Raw genomic sequence first — 17,597 nt, forward strand, 5'->3', positions numbered from 1 at the left:
CGTCACGCGGGCGAGCACCATCTATCGCCGCCGGGTCGCCCATACCGTGGCGACCAGAATCAGGGCCATGCCCGCGAGCACCTGCAAACTCGGCCATTCATGTAATAGCCAAGCAGCCAGCAGTACACCATAAACCACTTCCAGCGCCGCCGTCACACTCACCAGACGGGCGGGCAATTGCCGCAGACAGAACATGAACAGACTATGCGCCAACGCGGTGCAGCCCACCCCCAGGGCCATCAACCCCAGCCATTGCCCATTGCCCATGCTGGCCGGAATATGCAGCCATGGCAGCATCCACAGCGCGGCGCCGGCATTCTGCCAGAAGGCCAGCTGCGCCGGTTGCAAGCGGGTGGAGAGGCGACGGTTTGCCAAAGTCAGTCCGGCAAAACTGAGGCCAGATGCGACGCCCCAGGCCAGTCCCATCAAGGAGACCTGGGTCGTGCGCTCGGTTGCCACCACTGCGATGCCCGCACCAACCAGTGCTGCACGCCAAAGGTCGCCCGCCCGGCGAGATTCGCCAAAGCACCATGGCTCGAGCATAGCGACAAACAAGGGGTAGCTGGCCCAGCCCAATAGCCCGGTCGCCACACTACCCAGCAAAATGGACTGGAAGAATGTCCACCAGTGAATGGCTAACAGCAGGCCACAGCCCAGCACATCCCGATGCCAGCCTGAACCCAAACCGGCTCGGGTAAAGCGCAGCCAGCCCCACAGCGCCAGCGCAGCAAAGCCGCTGCGACCGGCAACCAGCAGCACGGCAGGCAGATTCAGGTATTTACCGGCAACTGCTGCCAGCCCGAACAACAGAACCGCGCCATGCAAGGCCAGCAGGTTCCGGTAATGATTCATGTCACGCATGCGGCGATGGTAGCCTGCCCCTCCCGCATGCCGCAAACAGAAAGGCGGCCAAGTAGGCCGCCTCTTTGTTTGCCAAATACCGCGATTACAGGGCCTGGATAATGCCTGCCGCACCCATGCCGGTACCAATACACATGGTCACCATGCCATATTGCCCGGCCATGCCGCGACGGCGCATGCCATGCACCAACGTAGCGGTACGGATGGCACCGGTGGCGCCCAGCGGGTGGCCCAGCGCAATGGCCCCACCCAGCGGGTTGACCTTGCTGGCGTCCAGCCCCAGATCGCCCATCACGGCCAGCGCCTGGGCGGCAAAGGCTTCGTTCAGTTCGATCCACGACAGATCGTCCTGATGCAGGCCCGCCAGCTTCAGTGCAGCCGGGATGGCTTCTTTCGGGCCAATCCCCATGATTTCCGGCGGTACACCCTTGACTGCGAAGGTCACATAACGTGCCAGCGGGGTCAGGTTGAACTGCTTGAGGATTTTTTCACTCACCAGAATCACGGCACCCGCACCGTCCGACATCTGCGAACTGTTACCGGCGGTGACACTACCCTTGGCCGCAAACACCGTCTTCAGCTTGCCGAGGCCTTCCAGCGTGGTATCGGCACGCGGGCCTTCATCGGTATCCAGCACGCGGGTCTTGCTGATCACTTCGCCGCTTGCCAGGTTGGCGGTACGGTTCACCACCTCGAGCGGGGTGATTTCGCCCTTGAACTCACCGGCCTCAATGGCGGCCAATGCTTTCTGATGCGAGGCCAGTGCAAAGGCATCCTGCACATCGCGGCTGATGTTCCACTGGTTGGCCACCTTCTCGGCGGTCAGACCCATGCCGTAGGCAATCGCCACGTTCTCGTCCTGGAACATGGCCGGGTTCAAGGCCACCTTGTTGCCCATCATCGGCACCATGGACATGCTCTCGGTACCGGCAGCAATCATCACATCGGCTTCGCCCAGGCGGATGCGGTCTGCAGCCATGGCGACAGCATTAATGCCGGAAGAGCAGAAGCGGTTGATGGTGACGCCGCCCACGCTGATCGGCAGGCCCGCCAGCAGCAGGCCGATACGGGCCACGTTCATGCCCTGCTCGCCTTCCGGCATGGCACAACCGACGATCACATCTTCAATCAGCTTGGGGTCCAGATTGGGCACCTGGGCCAGCGAACCCTTGATGACGTGGGCCAACATGTCGTCCGGGCGGACATGCTTCATCATGCCGCGCGGTGCCTTGCCTACCGGGGTCCGCGTCGCGGCAACGATATAGGCTTCCTGAATCTGTTTCATGTGTATGTCTCCGAATTCGTTTCTGTGCGCAAAAGGGGCAGCGATCAATTACGCAGCGGCTTGCCGGTTTGCAGCATGTTGAAAATCCGCGCTTGCGACTTTTCCTGTTGCAACAGCATCACGAATGCCTTGCGCTCCAGATTGAGAATCCATTGCTCATCAACCAGCGTACCGCTTTCCACGTCGCCACCGCACACCACTTCTGCGATGGTGGAGGCCAGGAAGTAGTCATACTCGCTGATGAAGCCACCTTCCTTCATGTTGACCAGCATGCCCTTGATGGTGGCCGCGCCAGTACGACCGGCGACCGGGAATCCCTGCAGTTTGGCCGGCGGGCGGAAGCCTGCGGCAGCCATCGCCAGCGCTTCTTGCTTGGCCACATACAGTAGCTCGTAGGCATTGAAGACGATGGTGTCGCTCGCCTTCAGCAGGCCCAGCTCCTTGGCTTCTTCCGCGCTTTTCGCCACATTGGCCATGGCGATATTCTGGAAGTAGTTTTTCAGGAACGGCAGCAGGTCGTTGCCCTTGGCGTCCACCGCGGCGCGCAGCGCAGCCTCCTTGCAGCCACCGCCGCCCGGCAGCAGGCCAACGCCAATTTCCACCAGGCCGATATAGGTTTCCAGGGCAGCCACCGCCTTGTTGGCGTGCATGGTGAACTCGCAGCCGCCGCCCAGCGCCAGGCCACGTACGGCAGCCACCACCGGCACGCTGGAGTAACGCAGACGCATGGCGGTCTGCTGGAAGCGGTCAATCGAAGCTTCAATGGCAGCGAAGTCGCCCGACATGAAGGCCGGTGCCATGTCCTTCAGGTCCGCACCCGCCGAGAAGGGCTCTTCGGTCTGCCAGATCACCAGCGCCTTGTAGTGCTGCTCGGCCAGATCCAGCGCTGCGTTCACACCGTCAATCACCGCACTGCCGATGGTGTTCATCTTGGACTTGAACGACACTACCAGCACATCGTCACCGGTGCTCCAGGCACGCACACCATCATTTTCGTAAACGGTTTCACCCAGCTTGCTGTTCTCACCCACCAATGCAGCCGGTGCCAGTTGACGCTGATAGACCGGAAGGCTGGAGCGGGCTTGCAGGCTGTTGGTCGCCGCAGAGTACGAGCCTTCGCTGCTGTGAACCCCCTGGCGGCCATCATTGACCCACGCCGGCAGCGGCGCGCTGGACAGGGTCTTACCTGCCGCGATGTCTTCTGCCAGCCAGCCCGCCACTTGCTGCCAGCCTGCCGCTTGCCAGGTTTCAAACGGCCCGACACTCCAGCCAAAGCCCCAACGGATGGCCAGATCCACATCGCGTGCATTGTTGGCGATATCCGCCAGATGGCAGGCGATGTACTGGAACACATCGGCAAAGCAGGCCCACAGGAACTGGGCTTGCGGGTGGCTGCTGGCGCGCAGTGCGGCAAATTTCTCGGCCGGGTTCTTGATCTTGAGGATCTCTTTCACCGACTCGTCGGCCTTTTCGCCAGACGCCACGTACTCGCCGCTCACCGGGTCAAGCACCTGAATGTCCTTGCCGACCTTCTTGTAGATACCGGCCTTGGTCTTCTGACCCAGCGCACCGGCCTCAATCAGCTTTTGCAGCCAGGCCGGGATATCGTAGTGCGGATGCCACGGGTCGCTCGGCAGGCTATCCTTCATGGTCTTGACCACGTGGGCAAAGGTATCCAGCCCCACCACGTCTGCCGTACGGAAGGTCGCCGACTTGGCGCGACCCAGCCGGGTTCCAGTCAGGTCATCCACCACGTCAAAACGGATACCATACTTGGCCGCGTTGGCAATGGTCGCCAGCATGGAGAACACGCCGATGCGGTTGGCCACGAAGTTCGGTGTGTCCTTGGCTCGCACCACGCCCTTGCCCAGGGTGGTGGTGAGGAAGGATTCCAGATTGTCCAGCATCGTTGCATCGCTACTGGTGGCCGGGATGATTTCCACCAGCGTCATGTAGCGCGGCGGGTTGAAGAAGTGGATGCCGCAGAAGTGGCTGCGCATCGAATCCGGCAGCGCCTCAGCCAGCTTGTTGATCGACAGGCCAGAGGTGTTGGAGGCAAAAATGGTCTGCGCGCCGAGGAAAGGAGCAACCTTGTGGTACAGGTCCAGCTTCCAGTCCATGCGCTCGGCGATCGCCTCGATCACCAGATCACACTCCTTGAGCAGGTCCATATGCTCTTCGTAGTTGGCCGGGGTGATCAGCTGAGCCTTGCCGGCCACCGACAAGGGGGCCGGGTTCAGCTTCTTCAGGTTGTCGATCGCCTTTTTGGCGATGGCACTCTTGTCGCCCTCTTTCGCGGGCAAATCAAACAGCACCGACTCGACGCCCGCATTGGCGAGATGGGCGGCAATCTGCGCCCCCATCACACCCGCGCCGAGCACCGCCGCCTTGCGGACATAGAAATTCTTGGACGTGGCCATGCTTGCTCCTGTGTATCTACGCTCGATTGTAGGGCACCCTGCGGCACCCACCACTTGCCAGTTACACCGGCAAGCCGTTTCTCCAGACTGCAAAGCTCGCTTGGTGCGCGGAGACACGCACCGTCTGGCCGACTGCCCCAGGCAATCGGCCTGATGTCGTTCAACCTGCCCCAGCCTGCATCCCGCCGGAGAGGAAAGGTAATATCTGCTGCATCACCATGCGCTGATCGTCGGCATCCACCGTTTCGCAGCGGGCGACCATCTGCAGCGCATCATTGCCAGCCAAGGCGTGGAACAAGGTGCCAAACGCCAGGTGCAGGCGCCACATCAAGGTGGCTTCATCCAGCTGCGGCAGCGCTTCACGCAGCACCGTCTTGTACGCCATCACCAGCGGTGCAAAATGCTTGGGCAGCATCCCTTGCAGCGCAGGATGCGGCTCAATGAAAGCCCGCGACAGCAAGCGGACAAACCGCCCACCGTCCCGCCCCCGGGTCCAGACCTGCTGCTGCGCCGTCTCCAGAAAGATGGCCATCGCGCTCGCCACCGGGACCGGCCCGGCAGCCTGCTGCTGCAACAAGCGCTGGCAGCATTGCTGCACCAACGGGTCCAACCGGCGACTGAACACTTCTTGCAGCAAGGCTTCCTTGGAGCCGAAGTGGTAATTCACCGAAGCCAGGTTGACTGACGCCCGCTGGGTGATCATCCGCAGCGAGGTACCGGCAAAGCCATGCTCCGCGAACAATACCTCGGCGGCATCCAGCATGCGTTGCACCGTATCTGCAGTCGAAGCTGCCGGTGTGGCACCACTTTTCCGGTCAGTTCCTGTCCCAGCACGCACGCGGTCAAGCCTCATCAAGCAAACGGTTGTTTGAAACATACGTTTGAGGCTTTATTTTGTCAAGCGCTCGCTTGGTAAATATTCGTTCACAGGGATGCAAACAGTATAGACCGTGCACTGCAACACAAGGTTACAGCTGACAATCGGTCATACCCGGACAGAAGGACAGGCAGGGCTTAGCGCGCGCCTCGCCTCACAGGCTAGAGGCCAACAGGGCCAGCACACCCACCAACAGAAACCCCAGCCAGGAAAGGTGTTTGCCGCGCGACCCCCACAGGGACACCGCGAACTGCAGCAGAAAGCAAAGCCCCACCACACGCCCGATCTGCTCGGGAGAAAAGGTGGGGCGAGCCAACAGGACCAGCACCCCAGCCAAGCCGAGCCAGGCCAGGGTGGTGATATGCCAGGCAAAGCGCAGCAAGGTCATGGTATACGCCGTGCCACCGTACAGGCGTGGCAAATTGTCCAGCCGCGCCAGCCGCTGCAGCAAGTAGCGCTCACCCAGCCAGGAATGGGCCACGCCTATCAATAGAATCACCACGGCCGCCAGATCAAACAGGACCAACATGCGCATGCTTTCAGGCTGGATCATGATCTGCAGTATGCCAGCAGTGGCTGACTGGCGCATGATCCTTGACAACTAGACGACCGGTCTAGTATATTGCACCCCATGAGCCGCCACATCGACACCCGCAACCACCTGCTGGACACCGGGTCCCAGATCATTCTGGGCCGCGGCTTCTCTGCGGTGGGTCTGGCTGAAATCCTGGGTACCGCAGAGGTACCCAAGGGGTCGTTCTACCACTACTTCGCCTCCAAGGAAGCGTTTGGGGTGGCCATGCTGCAACGCTACTTCGCCGAGTATCTGGCCCTGCTACGCCAAAGGCTGACTCGCGAGGAAGGCACCGCCCATGAGCGCCTGCTGGGCTATTACCAGCAGTGGGTCGCCAACCATCAAGCCGATTGCAGCGGTGGTGGCTGCCTCGCTGTCAAACTCTCCGGCGAAGTGGCCGATCTTTCTGAGCCGATGCGGGAAGCCCTGGCTGAAGGCATGCATGGGGTTTGCGGGCTCATTGCCGACTGCATTATTCAAGGCCAACAGGAAGGCTCCATTACAACGGCACAGGCCGCACCCGAGCTGGCCGCCTCCCTGTACAGCCTGTGGGTGGGCAGTGCCTTGCTGAGCAAGGTACAGCGCAGCCTCTTGCCATTGCAACTCGCTTTACAACAAACCCGCCTGCTGCTGCAGGCCCCCTGATTTTTTTCGTCGAAAACTAGACGACCGGTCTAATTAACACAAAGGGCATGACCATGCTGGACAAACTGTTGACCCCCCTGCAAATCGGTGCCGTAACCGCGAACAACCGCGTACTGATGGCTCCACTGACCCGCTTGCGCAATACGGATCCCGGCGACCTGCCGACGCCACTGATGGCGGAATACTATGCCCAGCGCGCCAGTGCAGGCCTGATCGTTTCCGAAGCCACCCACATCTCCCCGCAGGGCAAAGGCTACGCCGGGGCACCGGGCATCTACAATGACGCCCAAGTCCACGCCTGGAAGGATGTAACCGATGCCGTACACCAGGCAGGTGGCAAGATTGCGCTGCAGCTGTGGCATGTGGGCCGCATTTCGCACACCTCGCTGCAACCGGGCGGTGCCGCCCCCGTCGCCCCATCCGCCATTCAGGCCGACAGCAACACCACCATCCGTAATGCGGCAGGGCAACTGGAGCGTGTGCCGACCAGCCTGCCGCGTGCGCTGGAAACCGCAGAGCTGCCAGCGCTGGTTGAAGACTATGCACAGGCCACCGAGCGCGCCCGCGCCGCGGGTTTCGACATGGTGGAAATCCATGCCGCCAATGGCTACCTGCTGAACCAGTTTCTCGCCACGGAAAGTAACCAGCGTAGCGATGCATATGGCGGTTCCATCGAAAACCGCGCGCGCCTGGTACTGGAAGTGCTGGATGCGGTGATCGCCAGCTGGGATGCCAAGCATGTGGGCATTCGCATTTCGCCACATGGTCTGTTCAATGACACCCAGGATAGCGAAGCGGACAGCATGGCCTACTATCTGGCCGAAGCCTTTGCCAAGCGCGGTATCGCTTACCTGCACCTGTCCGAACCCGACTGGGGTGGTGCACCGGAGCTGAGCGAGGCGTTCCGCAAGGGCCTGCGTGAGCGCTTCCCCGGTGTCATCATCGGTTCCGGTGGCTATCAGGCGGACGATGCCGACCAGCTGATCCAGAGCGGCCTGATCGACGCGGTCGCCTTTGGTCGCAGCTTCATCGCCAACCCAGACCTGCCTGCCCGCTTCCAGGCCGGCGCCACACTCAACCCGCTGCGGGCCGAAACGCTATACGGCGGCGGTGCCGAAGGGTATACCGATTACCCGGCGCTGTAAGACAACTGGGCGTGACAGAAATGCTTTCATTTCCGTCACGCCTTAAAAGATTTCTCACGTCTGCCTAACCTGGCACTCATCCGCCCCGATATACCAGCCGCAACACCGTACCATTGCGGTCTTCGCTGATGTACACCGCGCCGTCCGCCCCCACCCGCACATCGACTGGCGCACCCATCGGTTGCGTATCTTTCGGCCCCCAACCCTCGATCAGCGGGATGGGTTTGCCTTGGGGGGTGCCGTCTGCAGCCACATCATAGGCCACCACACGGTGGCCATTGTCGCGGTAGCCGTGAAAGCCCACCAGCAAGCGGCCTTGCCACGGAGCCGGGAATTGCTTGGCGGTGTAGAAGGTCATGCCCAGCGGCGCAGCGTGGCCCGGTAGCAGCACCACCGGTGCTTGCTGCTTGCGGCAGTCGTATTTGGGAAACTCCGGCGCGTTGACGTTCATGTCATAGCAGTAGGGCCAGCCGTGGCTGCTGCCCGCGGTCAGCCGGTTGATTTCATCGTGCGGCAGGTCGTTATCATTGTTATCCGGCAGATTGATTTTCTTGTTGATGGCATCGCGGCTGTTCTCGCCTTGCCAGATGCTGCCACTGCTGTGCAGTGCCAAGGCCATGGAGTTGCGCAAGCCGCGTGCGTAGATACTCCAGCCGGTCACCTTGCCGCCGGGCTTGTCGAAGCGGTAGCGACGCACCACGCCACGCGCTTGCTCGCCCTCGGCTTCCGCGCAGCTGGGGCCATTGGCCTTGTCACAGTTATCCGATGCCGAACCAACGTTGACCAGCAGTTGCCCTTCTGCATCGAACAGCAGGCTGACTAAGGGGTGACGACCGGTGCCTTGCAGCGGCTCAATACCCGAGTCGCCACCAATCACGGCCTGCAGCGCAGGCTGCGCAGCTTTGGGGTCGAACCGCATCACGCCACCGACCACACCCAGATAGACCATACCGTCCGGCCCCAATGCCAAACCGTTGGGCCGGTCCAGCTTGCTGAAGAGCTGGCTCTTGCTCCACTGCTTGCCATTACGCTGCATGCGCCACAAGCTACCTTTGTTCGGATCCCAGCTGCGCATATCGACCACCAGCAGATCCCCGCCCGGCAAGGGGAGCAGGCCGCGCGGGAATTTGAAGTCATCCGCGATCAGGCCGACGCAAAAACCTTTGGGGGTCGCAACGTCGATCTTGGGGAACCCGTCACACTCGCCGTTGGTCGGATACTTGTCGGCCCAGACTGCAGGAGACAAGAAAGCTGCCGCCAGCAATACGGCCACTCGTGTTGCACGCATGTCACGCTCCATAATAGGTTGTTGCAGACCTTCAGCCTGCATCTGGTGTGCGGAAATGCCAGCATGCTAACATTGAAGCGGAGGCTATATGAACAGCTATCGCATCACCCTGACCTTGGCACCCTTGAGTGAACTGGAGTGCCATCGTGCGCTGGATGCCATTCGCCAGTACTGGATGCGGCCAGAGCAGTTGAGCCGCAAGCCGTGGCAAGGGGCCTTCATCCTGACGGCGTCTTCTGAAGCCAACCTGCCGGCTTTTGAAACCGAGAGCCTGTTTGCCAAGCGCTTGAGCTCAGCCATCTGGCGGCGGCTGGGCCGCTACGTCAAGATCACCGTGGATTGTGTCTGCATTGACGACGACACGTCGTCGCACTTCTTGTTCGACGAAACCCGCTATCGTGAACTGATGACCCTGCGCTAAGCCCGCTCATCCAGCGCGCGCAAGCGGTCCAGCGGAACAGGCTGCGCAGACCGCCAATTGCACTCCCCCACCGCCAGAAAACGGTCAATGGCATATTCAACCACCGCCCGATCAATCACATCCACGTCCAGTACCATTTTCAGCCCTACGCCGTAGCGATAGCCGGGCTGTATCTGGAAGCACTCATGGATCACTGGTGGCGTATGGAGCAGGATGTCTGCTTTGAGCTTCATCATCTGCTGGTGCAAGGTACGCCCCTCAAAACGAGCATAGTGTGGCTCGGGCGGTGAAACCGCTTCGTAGGCCCACACCTTGCCGGTATCGGAAAATAGCGCGGGAATAAACTCGATCTGTTGCTCGGCTTCCCGCTCAGCCGCCGTTAACGCCGCATAGGCTTGTTCACGCGCCAGCCGACCGGCTTCCTCCTGAAACGCGGCGCGCGCCGTCACCAGCGACGTATTCCACAGCGTGAAACGATTGCTGCCCGGAAAATAGAAATCAAACCAGCTGCAGCCCGCCGCTGCAGGCTCTGGTTCATCCAGCGCAAACAGACTATCAAAGCGTCCACCATAGTCGGCGGCGTAGCGCCGCATGCGATTTTTCAGCTGAATCACCGCCTCACTGCGCCGGTGGCGCGGCCAGTGCTCAAACGGTAGAAATCGGGCACGCCTTGACCACATAGGGCTAAACATCCTGAAAAGAAAAAGGCATGGTGAATTCACCATGCCTTCTGATGCGGGATGGACTGGCTTCAGTCTTCCCGAGCTATCGTGCTATCGACGCGCTCACGCAATTCCTTGCCCGCCTTGAAGTGGGGGACATATTTGGGTGGCACTTCCACCTTGCTGCCCGACTTCGGATTCCGTCCCGTACGGGGCGGCCGGTAGTTCAGGTCAAAACTGCCAAAACCACGAATCTCGATGCGCTGGCCCTCGGCCAAGCCCTGAGCCATGGTGTCGAGGATCGCTTTGACCGCCAACTCGGCATCCTTGGCGACCAGTTGCGGATAACGCATCGCGAGCTTGGCTATCAACTCGGATTTCGTCATGTGGCCCCTGTCCTGGAAGTACTGCATCAAGCGCCCCAGCCTGCCTGAGCAGGCCGGGGCGTCCGGCGTGATTGCGCTGGATTACTCGGCGTTGCGACCGTCGAGTTTGGCCTTCAGCAGTGCGCCCAGATTGGTGGTGCCAGCGGTGCCGGAAGATTCCAGCGCCTTCATGGCTTCAGACTCATCCGACATGTCCTTGGCCTTGACCGACAGGTTGATCGAGCGGTTCTTGCGATCAACGTTGATGATCATGGCTTCGACTTCGTCACCTTCCTTCAGCACCGAGCGGATATCTTCCACGCGTTCGCGGGAGACTTCGGTAGCACGCAGGTAGCCTTCCACATCACCTTCCAGGACCACAACAGCACCCTTGGCGTCCAGGGACTTCACAGTACCCTTCACCACGGAACCCTTGTCGTTGATGGCGATGTAGTTGTTGAACGGATCCCCGTCCAGCTGCTTGATGCCCATGGAGATGCGCTCGCGCTCCACGTCGATCGACAGCACCACGGCTTCCACTTCGTCGCCCTTCTTGAAGGAACGAACGGCCTCTTCGCCCGGCAGGCTCCAGGACAGGTCGGACAGGTGTACCAGACCGTCGATGCCACCCGGCAGACCAATGAAGATACCGAAGTCGGTGATCGACTTGATGGTACCCTTGATCTTGTCGCCCTTCTTGTACGTGGCGGCGAAATCGTCCCACGGGTTGGACATGCATTGCTTCATGCCCAGGCTGATACGACGGCGGTCTTCGTCGATCTCGAGGATCATGACTTCGACTTCGTCGCCCAGCGACACCACCTTGGACGGGTGAACGTTCTTGTTGGTCCAGTCCATTTCGGACACGTGCACCAGACCTTCGATACCCTGTTCGATCTCAACAAATGCACCGTAGTCGGTCAGGTTGGTCACCTTGCCGAACAGACGGGTGCTTTGCGGGTAGCGACGGGACAGACCGATCCACGGATCGTCGCCCAGCTGCTTCAGACCCAGCGAAACGCGGTTCTTCTCCTGATCGAACTTCAGCACCTTGGCTTCGACTTCGTCGCCCACCGTCAGCACTTCGGACGGGTGCTTGACGCGGCGCCATGCCAGATCGGTGATGTGCAGCAGACCATCGATGCCACCCAGGTCAACGAACGCACCGTAGTCGGTGATGTTCTTGACGATACCCTTGACCACTGCGCCTTCCTTCAGGTTGGCCAGCAGTGCCTGACGTTCTGCGCCTTGGCTTTCTTCCAGCACAGCGCGGCGGGAAACCACCACGTTGTTGCGCTTGCGATCCAGCTTGATGACCTTGAAGTCGATCGGCTTGCCTTCGAACGGCGTGGTGTCCTTGATCGGGCGAATGTCGACCAGCGAACCCGGCAGGAAGGCACGGATGCCGTTGATCATCACGGTCAGGCCACCCTTGACCTTGCCGCTGATCACGCCATTCATCACCTTGTTTTCAGCCAGAGCCACTTCCAGATCCAGCCATGCTGCCAGGCGCTTGGCCTTGTCGCGGGACAGCTTGGTTTCACCGTAGCCGTTTTCCAGCGAATCAATGGCAACCTGCACGAAGTCGCCCGGCTTGACGGTCAGCTCGCCCTTGTCGTCCTTGAATTCGTCGACCGGAATCAGCGATTCGGACTTCAGACCGGCGTTCACCACCACGAAGTTGTGGTCCACGCTCACCACTTCAGCGGTGATCACTTCACCTGCGCGCATTTCCTGACGTTGCAGGCTTTCTTCGAACAGGGCGGCGAAGCTTTCCATGGAGCCCATGGCAGCAGTAGATACGTTAGACATAGAGATTGTTACCTGAGTAGCCATCTTGCGACAGCTCGTTCGTTACTCACCGGCTGCACCCCATGTGCAGCCACCTGAAAAACCGCCCCCAAGCCCGGTCAGGCGACCGTGCGCAGGTGCGGCGAAACCCTAGCCATGTCGAGGTTCTGATGAGCGGTATGCCCGGACCACAAAGGCGACAGCGTCGTCGATGGTCAGATGGGATGTATCGAGCAGCATCGAATCCGAATGGTGCTTCAACGGGGCTACCGCTCGGCTGCTATCGCGCGCGTCGCGGTCCATGATGTCCCGTAGAACATCCGTCAGATTAGCACCATTCCCCTTATTGATCAACTGCTTATGCCGTCGTTCCGCCCGAATCTCGGCACTGGCGGTCAGAAAAATCTTCAGCCCGGCGTCCGGAAACACCACCGAGCCCATGTCACGGCCATCCGCCACCAGCCCGGGCAGCTGGCGAAAATCGCGCTGTCGCTGCAACAGCGCCTGGCGCACCCCCCCCAGCACCGAGAGCTTGCTGGCGGCCATCCCTACCCGCTCGTGTCGTATGGCGTGCGCCACATCGCTCCCGCTCAGCAGGATATGCTCGCCCTCAAAGCGCACATCCAGCGTCGCCGCCACTGCGGTCAGCCTGGGCTCGTCATCCAGCAGGATCTCCTGATTCAGGGCCACCAGCGCGACCAGCCGGTATAGCGAACCGGAATCCAGATAATGAAAACCGAGGGCTTGTGCGGCGCGTTGCGCTACCGTGCCCTTGCCCGAGGCCGTTGGGCCGTCAATGGCAATTACCGGAATCGTCGACGTCATGTCGGGGTGTCCTTCCAATACCACCATTTCAACTTGGCCGGCTCCGGATGTTCGGTTTCGGCGTAGTAAATGGCACAACGAAATACATACAACATGCAGCGGTCCACACGGCAGTCCTGCAGCACGCACAAGGCCTCATACAGCTGCCCGGCATCCCGCCCGCGCAGGTCGGCTACCGTATGGATACCCAATTGCCACAAGTCCAGCGCACAGGCCGGTCCGACCCCGGGGATGACCTACAAGGCTTTCAGCGCAACAGGGTTTGCCGGGGGGACACAGAACTCAAGCATCTTTTATATAGTGTCCAGCACACCAATGCCGAGCAGACCCAGACCGGTGCGCAGGGTATCCGCCGTCAAGCGGCACAACTGCAAGCGGCTCTGCTGCACCGCGCCTTCACTCTTCAGCACCGGGCAGGATTCGTAGAAGCGCATGTACTGCGCTGCCAATTGGTACAGGTAGGCACACAGGTAATGCGGGCAGCTGTCACGTGCGGTCTGGTGCAGGGTATCGGCAAACTGGGCCAGCACCAGCGCCAGCCCGCGCTCAGTGGCCTCTTGCAACTGTACCGGCGCCGCAGCGTCGAATGCTTCGACCTTGCGGAAGATGTTACATGCCCGCGCATAGGCGTATTGCAGATAGGGCGCGGTATTGCCTTCAAACGCCAGCATGCTGTCCCAGTCGAATACATAGTCGCTGGTACGGTGCTTGGAGAGGTCGGCGTATTTCACCGCGCCGATCCCCACCACTGGTGCAATACGCCGGCGCTCGGCATCCGGCAAGTCAGGTTTTTTCTCACTGACCACCGCAAACGCCCGCTCTTCCGCCTCATCCAGCAGCTCGATCAGCTTCACCGTATCGCCTGAGCGAGTCTTGAACGGTTTGTTGTCCTTGCCCATCATGGTACCGAAAGCCACATGCTCCAGCTGCAGACTGGCAGGCTTCCAGCCCGCCAGCTCGGCCACGGTATACAGCTGCTGGAAATGCAGCGCCTGGCGGGCATCCACCACATAGAGACAGCGGTCCAGCTGCAGCTGCTGCACCCGATAGCGGATCGCCGCCAGATCTGTGGTGGAATACAGATAGCCGCCATCCTTTTTCTGGATGATGTAGGCTTGGGCTTCGCCGTCGCGGCCCTTGAAGGCATCCAGATACACCACCTGCGCGCCATCGCTCTCGGTCAACAGACCTTTTGCCTTCAGCTCGGCCACCAGTACAGGCAGGTCATCGTTGTAAGCGGATTCACCACGGACATCAGCCCGCGTCAGCTGCACGCCCAGCTTCTGGTATACCGCATCACAATGGCTCATCGACACGTCAAGGAACTGTTGCCACAAAGCCAGCACCTGCGGCTCTCCGGCCTGCAGCTGCACCACATACTGCCGGGCACGGTCGGCAAACGCCGGGTCGGCATCAAAGCGGACCTTGGCTTCACGGTAGAACACCTCCAGATCGCCCAGCGCCAACTCGCTGTCACCCGCCTCGATATGCTCCAGCAGGTGCGCAATCAGCATGCCAAACTGGGTGCCCCAGTCGCCAACGTGGTTTTGCCGGATCACCTGTTGCCCGAGAAAATCCAGTACCCGTGCCATGGCATCACCAATAATGGTGGAGCGCAGATGGCCGACGTGCATTTCCTTGGCCAGGTTGGTGGAGGAGTACTCCACCATCACCTTTTGCGGCGGCAGCGGCTCCACCCCCAGCTTGGCATCAGCGCGTGCGTTCATCACTTGCTGGGCAAGGAAAGCAGGGGACAGGTGAATATTGATAAAGCCGGGACCGGCAATCTCCACCTTGTCGGCAATCCCTGTCAGGTCCAGCGCATCGACCACCTGCTGGGCCAGCTGGCGCGGGTTCATTTTCAACTGCTTGGCGGCGGACATCACGCCATTGACCTGATAGTCACCAAATTCCGGGCGCGCGGCCGGTTGCAGCATGGCCTGCGCCTCCGGCGCGCCTGCGGCGGTCAATGCAGCCTGTACCCGTTGTGAAAGCAAGTGTTGCAAAGTCATGTTCAAATCCTGTCTGCAGCCGGGATACGGCTGCTCAATACACTGCCTGAGCCTGACGGGATAGCGCCAGACTCACCTGTCCTTGTCGCAGGCACAGGTCATCGTCGGATGCTGTCCAGCACCTCGAAATAGGTCGGGAAGGTCTTGGCGGTGCACTTGGGATCATTGATGCGCACCGGCACCCCACCCAGCGCCACCAGCGAGAAGCACATGGCCATGCGATGGTCATCATAGGTGTCGATCACGGCATTGGGCGTCAACGATGCGGGCGGCGTCACCCGGATATAATCCGCACCCTCCTCCACGGTTGCCCCCACTTTGCGCAGCTCGGTGGCCATGGCGGTCAGGCGGTCGGTTTCCTTGACACGCCAGCTGGCTACATTGCGAATGGTGGTGGTGCCCTCGGCAAACAAGGCTGCAACCGCAATGGTCATGGCCGCATCCGGAATATGATTGAGGTCGGCGTCAATCGCCTGCAAGCGACCCGAAGCCGGTGCTGAGGCTTCAATCCAGTTGTCACCCCAGACGATGCAGGCCCCCATCTGTTCCAGCGCTTCGGCAAAGCGCTTGTCGCCCTGAATGCTGTCGCGGCCCACCCCTTCGACCCGTACCGGGCCTTGACCAATGGCACCGGCGGCGAGGAAATAGGATGCACTGGAGGCGTCGCCTTCCACATGGATCACCCCCGGGCTACGGTACTGCTGACCGGCCGGCAGGTGGAAGGCTTGCCAGCCATCCCGCTCGACCGTCACGCCGAATTTCTGCATCAGGTTGAGGGTGATCTCGATGTAGGGCTTGGAGATCAGCTCGCCTTCAACCTCAACCGTGATTGCCCGCCCGGTCAGCGGCAAGGCCATCAACAGCGCGGTCAGAAACTGGCTGGAGACATTGCCGCGTACCGAGACCTTGTCCTGCTCAACCCTGACACCGGGGCGCAGTTGCAGCGGCGGGTAGCCCGGCGTGCCCAGATAGGTCACCTGCGCGCCCAGCGGCAGCAAGGCGTCGACCAGATCGCCGATCGGGCGCTCGTGCATGCGGGGTACACCGGACAGCTGGTACTCGCCCCCCATCAGGGCCAATGCGGCGGTCAGGGGCCGGAAAGCGGTACCGGCATTGCCCAGAAACAATGCCGCTTGTTTGACTGGGAATGCACCTCCCGCCCCATCCACCACGAAGTCACGGCTCTTGCCCTGCTGGGCCCAGTGCACGCCCAGCGCACGCAGCGCAGTCAGCATGTGTTGCACATCGTCCGAATCCAGCAGACCACGGACTTCGGTCTGTCCTTGTGCCAGCGCAGCCAGCAGCAAGGTACGGTTTGAGATGCTTTTCGAGCCGGGCAGCTGCACGCTGCCCGCTACCGCCGCAATGGGCGCGAGATCAAGACTTTCCATCGGGAACTTCATTTCCTGCTATGCGGTTAGAGGAGGCGGCATCCGGTAGCGGTTGCAACGCCTGCTTTTTCTTGTCCAGCCAGGCATTGCGCGCCTGGCGTGAGGTGGCAAATACCGCCTCCAGTCCTGCGGCATCGTGTTCCAGCAGCATCTGGCGCAAACGGAGCAATTGGGCCTGATAGGCCTCCAGCTCCTGTAACAGGGCCTCGCGGTTGGCGAGGCTGATGTCGCGCCACATCTCAGGGTGACTGCTGGCGATGCGGGTAAAATCTCGAAAACCACTGGCAGCATACTGAAAAAACACCTCGCCATCCGGGCGACGGGCCAGCTCTTCCACCAGGGCAAACGACAATAAATGCGGCAAGTGACTCACTGCCGCAAAAATCCGGTCATGCTGTGCCGGGCTCATCTCCGGCACTAGGGCACCGCACGCCTGCCACAGCTGGCGTACCCGTGCCACGGCTACTGGGCTGGACTCCGGCAAAGGCGTCAACACTACCTGTTTATGCCGGTACAAATCCGCACGGGCCGCACTGGCACCACTGAACTCGGCGCCAGCTATCGGGTGCCCCGGCACGAAATCGGCCAGCCGTTCACCCAGGTGCGCGCGGGCCAGCGCCGCCACATCGGATTTGGTGCTACCCCCATCGGTCAGCACTGCGCCGGGCGGCAGCAGCTCGCGCAGCTGGCGGAACAAGTCGCCCATCTGCCCCACGGGAGTAGACAGCAGCACCAGCTCGCTGCCTTCCACGCCCTGCGCCAGCGAAGTCGTGGCCTGATCCAGTATCCCCAACTCCAGTGCGGTCTCCAGATTGGCCTGAGAGCGGCCCACCCCCACCACTTCCCGCACCAGCCCGGCGGCCTTGAGGCTCAGTGCAAACGAGCCGCCAATCAGCCCCACCCCGACAATGGTCAGGCGGCGCAACGGGGCAACCGAGAGGGGCAAGGTGGCAGGCATGGCGGTTTTCAACTCCGGCGTCAACAGTTCAGGCAACACAAGCAGAAAGAGCGCAGCCTGCGCTACGCTCTTTCGTC

The 17,597-nt window shown here is 61.0% G+C and carries 16 protein-coding genes and 1 pseudogene; 3 read left to right on the top strand and 14 right to left on the bottom strand.

What is annotated here, in order from left to right:
* Window positions 1-21: 21 nt before the first annotated feature.
* The 5 genes and pseudogenes from ACE3O2_RS11560 to ACE3O2_RS11580 form a co-directional block, all read right to left on the bottom strand.
* The gene (locus ACE3O2_RS11560) at window positions 22-852 is read right to left on the bottom strand and encodes a DMT family transporter (RefSeq protein ID WP_374337639.1); all 831 of its coding nucleotides are present in this window, start codon (window positions 850-852) and stop codon (window positions 22-24) included.
* Between the two features lie 94 nt (window positions 853-946).
* Window positions 947-2,146, bottom strand: coding sequence for an acetyl-CoA C-acyltransferase (locus ACE3O2_RS11565; protein ID WP_374337641.1), 1,200 nt, complete (start codon window positions 2,144-2,146; stop codon window positions 947-949).
* A gap of 44 nt (window positions 2,147-2,190) precedes the next feature.
* Window positions 2,191-4,566 carry a 3-hydroxyacyl-CoA dehydrogenase/enoyl-CoA hydratase family protein gene (locus tag ACE3O2_RS11570; RefSeq protein WP_374337643.1) on the bottom strand — a complete coding sequence of 792 codons (2,376 nt, stop codon included), beginning with the start codon at window positions 4,564-4,566 and terminating at the stop codon, window positions 2,191-2,193.
* A gap of 193 nt (window positions 4,567-4,759) precedes the next feature.
* A pseudogene (locus tag ACE3O2_RS11575) lies at window positions 4,760-5,329 on the bottom strand (TetR/AcrR family transcriptional regulator); the annotation flags it as partial.
* 268 nt (window positions 5,330-5,597) lie between these two features.
* Window positions 5,598-5,978, bottom strand: coding sequence for a hypothetical protein (locus ACE3O2_RS11580; protein ID WP_374337645.1), 381 nt, complete (start codon window positions 5,976-5,978; stop codon window positions 5,598-5,600).
* Between the two features lie 96 nt (window positions 5,979-6,074).
* On the opposite strand from ACE3O2_RS11580, the gene ACE3O2_RS11585 reads away from it, so the two are divergent.
* Window positions 6,075-6,662, top strand: coding sequence for a TetR/AcrR family transcriptional regulator (locus ACE3O2_RS11585; RefSeq protein ID WP_374337648.1), 588 nt, complete (start codon window positions 6,075-6,077; stop codon window positions 6,660-6,662).
* A 53-nt stretch (window positions 6,663-6,715) separates the two neighbouring features.
* Window positions 6,716-7,807, top strand: coding sequence for an N-ethylmaleimide reductase (gene nemA / locus ACE3O2_RS11590; protein WP_374337650.1), 1,092 nt, complete (start codon window positions 6,716-6,718; stop codon window positions 7,805-7,807).
* Between the two features lie 76 nt (window positions 7,808-7,883).
* Here nemA and ACE3O2_RS11595 read toward each other — a convergent pair whose 3' ends face one another.
* Window positions 7,884-9,095, bottom strand: coding sequence for a sorbosone dehydrogenase family protein (locus tag ACE3O2_RS11595; RefSeq protein ID WP_374337652.1), 1,212 nt, complete (start codon window positions 9,093-9,095; stop codon window positions 7,884-7,886).
* A gap of 88 nt (window positions 9,096-9,183) precedes the next feature.
* Between ACE3O2_RS11595 and ACE3O2_RS11600 the strand changes: the two genes are divergently transcribed.
* Window positions 9,184-9,516 carry a hypothetical protein gene (locus ACE3O2_RS11600; protein ID WP_168877141.1) on the top strand — a complete coding sequence of 111 codons (333 nt, stop codon included), beginning with the start codon at window positions 9,184-9,186 and terminating at the stop codon, window positions 9,514-9,516.
* Here ACE3O2_RS11600 and ACE3O2_RS11605 read toward each other — a convergent pair.
* The 8 genes from ACE3O2_RS11605 to ACE3O2_RS11640 form a co-directional block, all read right to left on the bottom strand.
* Entirely contained in the window at window positions 9,513-10,196 is a 684-nt protein-coding gene (locus ACE3O2_RS11605; RefSeq protein ID WP_374337654.1) for a hypothetical protein, read from the bottom strand. The genes ACE3O2_RS11600 and ACE3O2_RS11605 overlap by 4 nt on opposite strands.
* A 71-nt stretch (window positions 10,197-10,267) precedes the next feature.
* The gene (locus ACE3O2_RS11610) at window positions 10,268-10,564 is read right to left on the bottom strand and encodes an integration host factor subunit beta (protein ID WP_168877143.1); all 297 of its coding nucleotides are present in this window, start codon (window positions 10,562-10,564) and stop codon (window positions 10,268-10,270) included.
* Between the two features lie 81 nt (window positions 10,565-10,645).
* Window positions 10,646-12,322, bottom strand: coding sequence for a 30S ribosomal protein S1 (rpsA, locus tag ACE3O2_RS11615; RefSeq protein ID WP_168877637.1), 1,677 nt, complete (start codon window positions 12,320-12,322; stop codon window positions 10,646-10,648).
* Between the two features lie 162 nt (window positions 12,323-12,484).
* A complete protein-coding gene (gene cmk, locus ACE3O2_RS11620) occupies window positions 12,485-13,159 on the bottom strand; it encodes a (d)CMP kinase (RefSeq protein ID WP_374337657.1) in 675 nt (224 codons plus the stop codon).
* Window positions 13,156-13,392 carry a helix-hairpin-helix domain-containing protein gene (locus ACE3O2_RS11625; protein WP_374338096.1) on the bottom strand — a complete coding sequence of 79 codons (237 nt, stop codon included), beginning with the start codon at window positions 13,390-13,392 and terminating at the stop codon, window positions 13,156-13,158. The genes cmk and ACE3O2_RS11625 overlap by 4 nt, the downstream gene beginning before the upstream one ends.
* A 60-nt stretch (window positions 13,393-13,452) precedes the next feature.
* Window positions 13,453-15,171, bottom strand: coding sequence for an arginine--tRNA ligase (gene argS, locus ACE3O2_RS11630; RefSeq protein WP_374337659.1), 1,719 nt, complete (start codon window positions 15,169-15,171; stop codon window positions 13,453-13,455).
* A 98-nt stretch (window positions 15,172-15,269) separates the two neighbouring features.
* Window positions 15,270-16,562, bottom strand: coding sequence for a 3-phosphoshikimate 1-carboxyvinyltransferase (gene aroA, locus ACE3O2_RS11635; protein ID WP_374337661.1), 1,293 nt, complete (start codon window positions 16,560-16,562; stop codon window positions 15,270-15,272).
* Window positions 16,549-17,520, bottom strand: coding sequence for a prephenate dehydrogenase (locus ACE3O2_RS11640; RefSeq protein ID WP_374337663.1), 972 nt, complete (start codon window positions 17,518-17,520; stop codon window positions 16,549-16,551). The genes aroA and ACE3O2_RS11640 overlap by 14 nt, the downstream gene beginning before the upstream one ends.
* Window positions 17,521-17,597 lie beyond the last annotated feature (77 nt).

Source organism: Leeia sp., from assembly GCF_041909055.1.
GTDB lineage: Bacteria > Pseudomonadota > Gammaproteobacteria > Burkholderiales > Leeiaceae > Leeia > Leeia aquatica.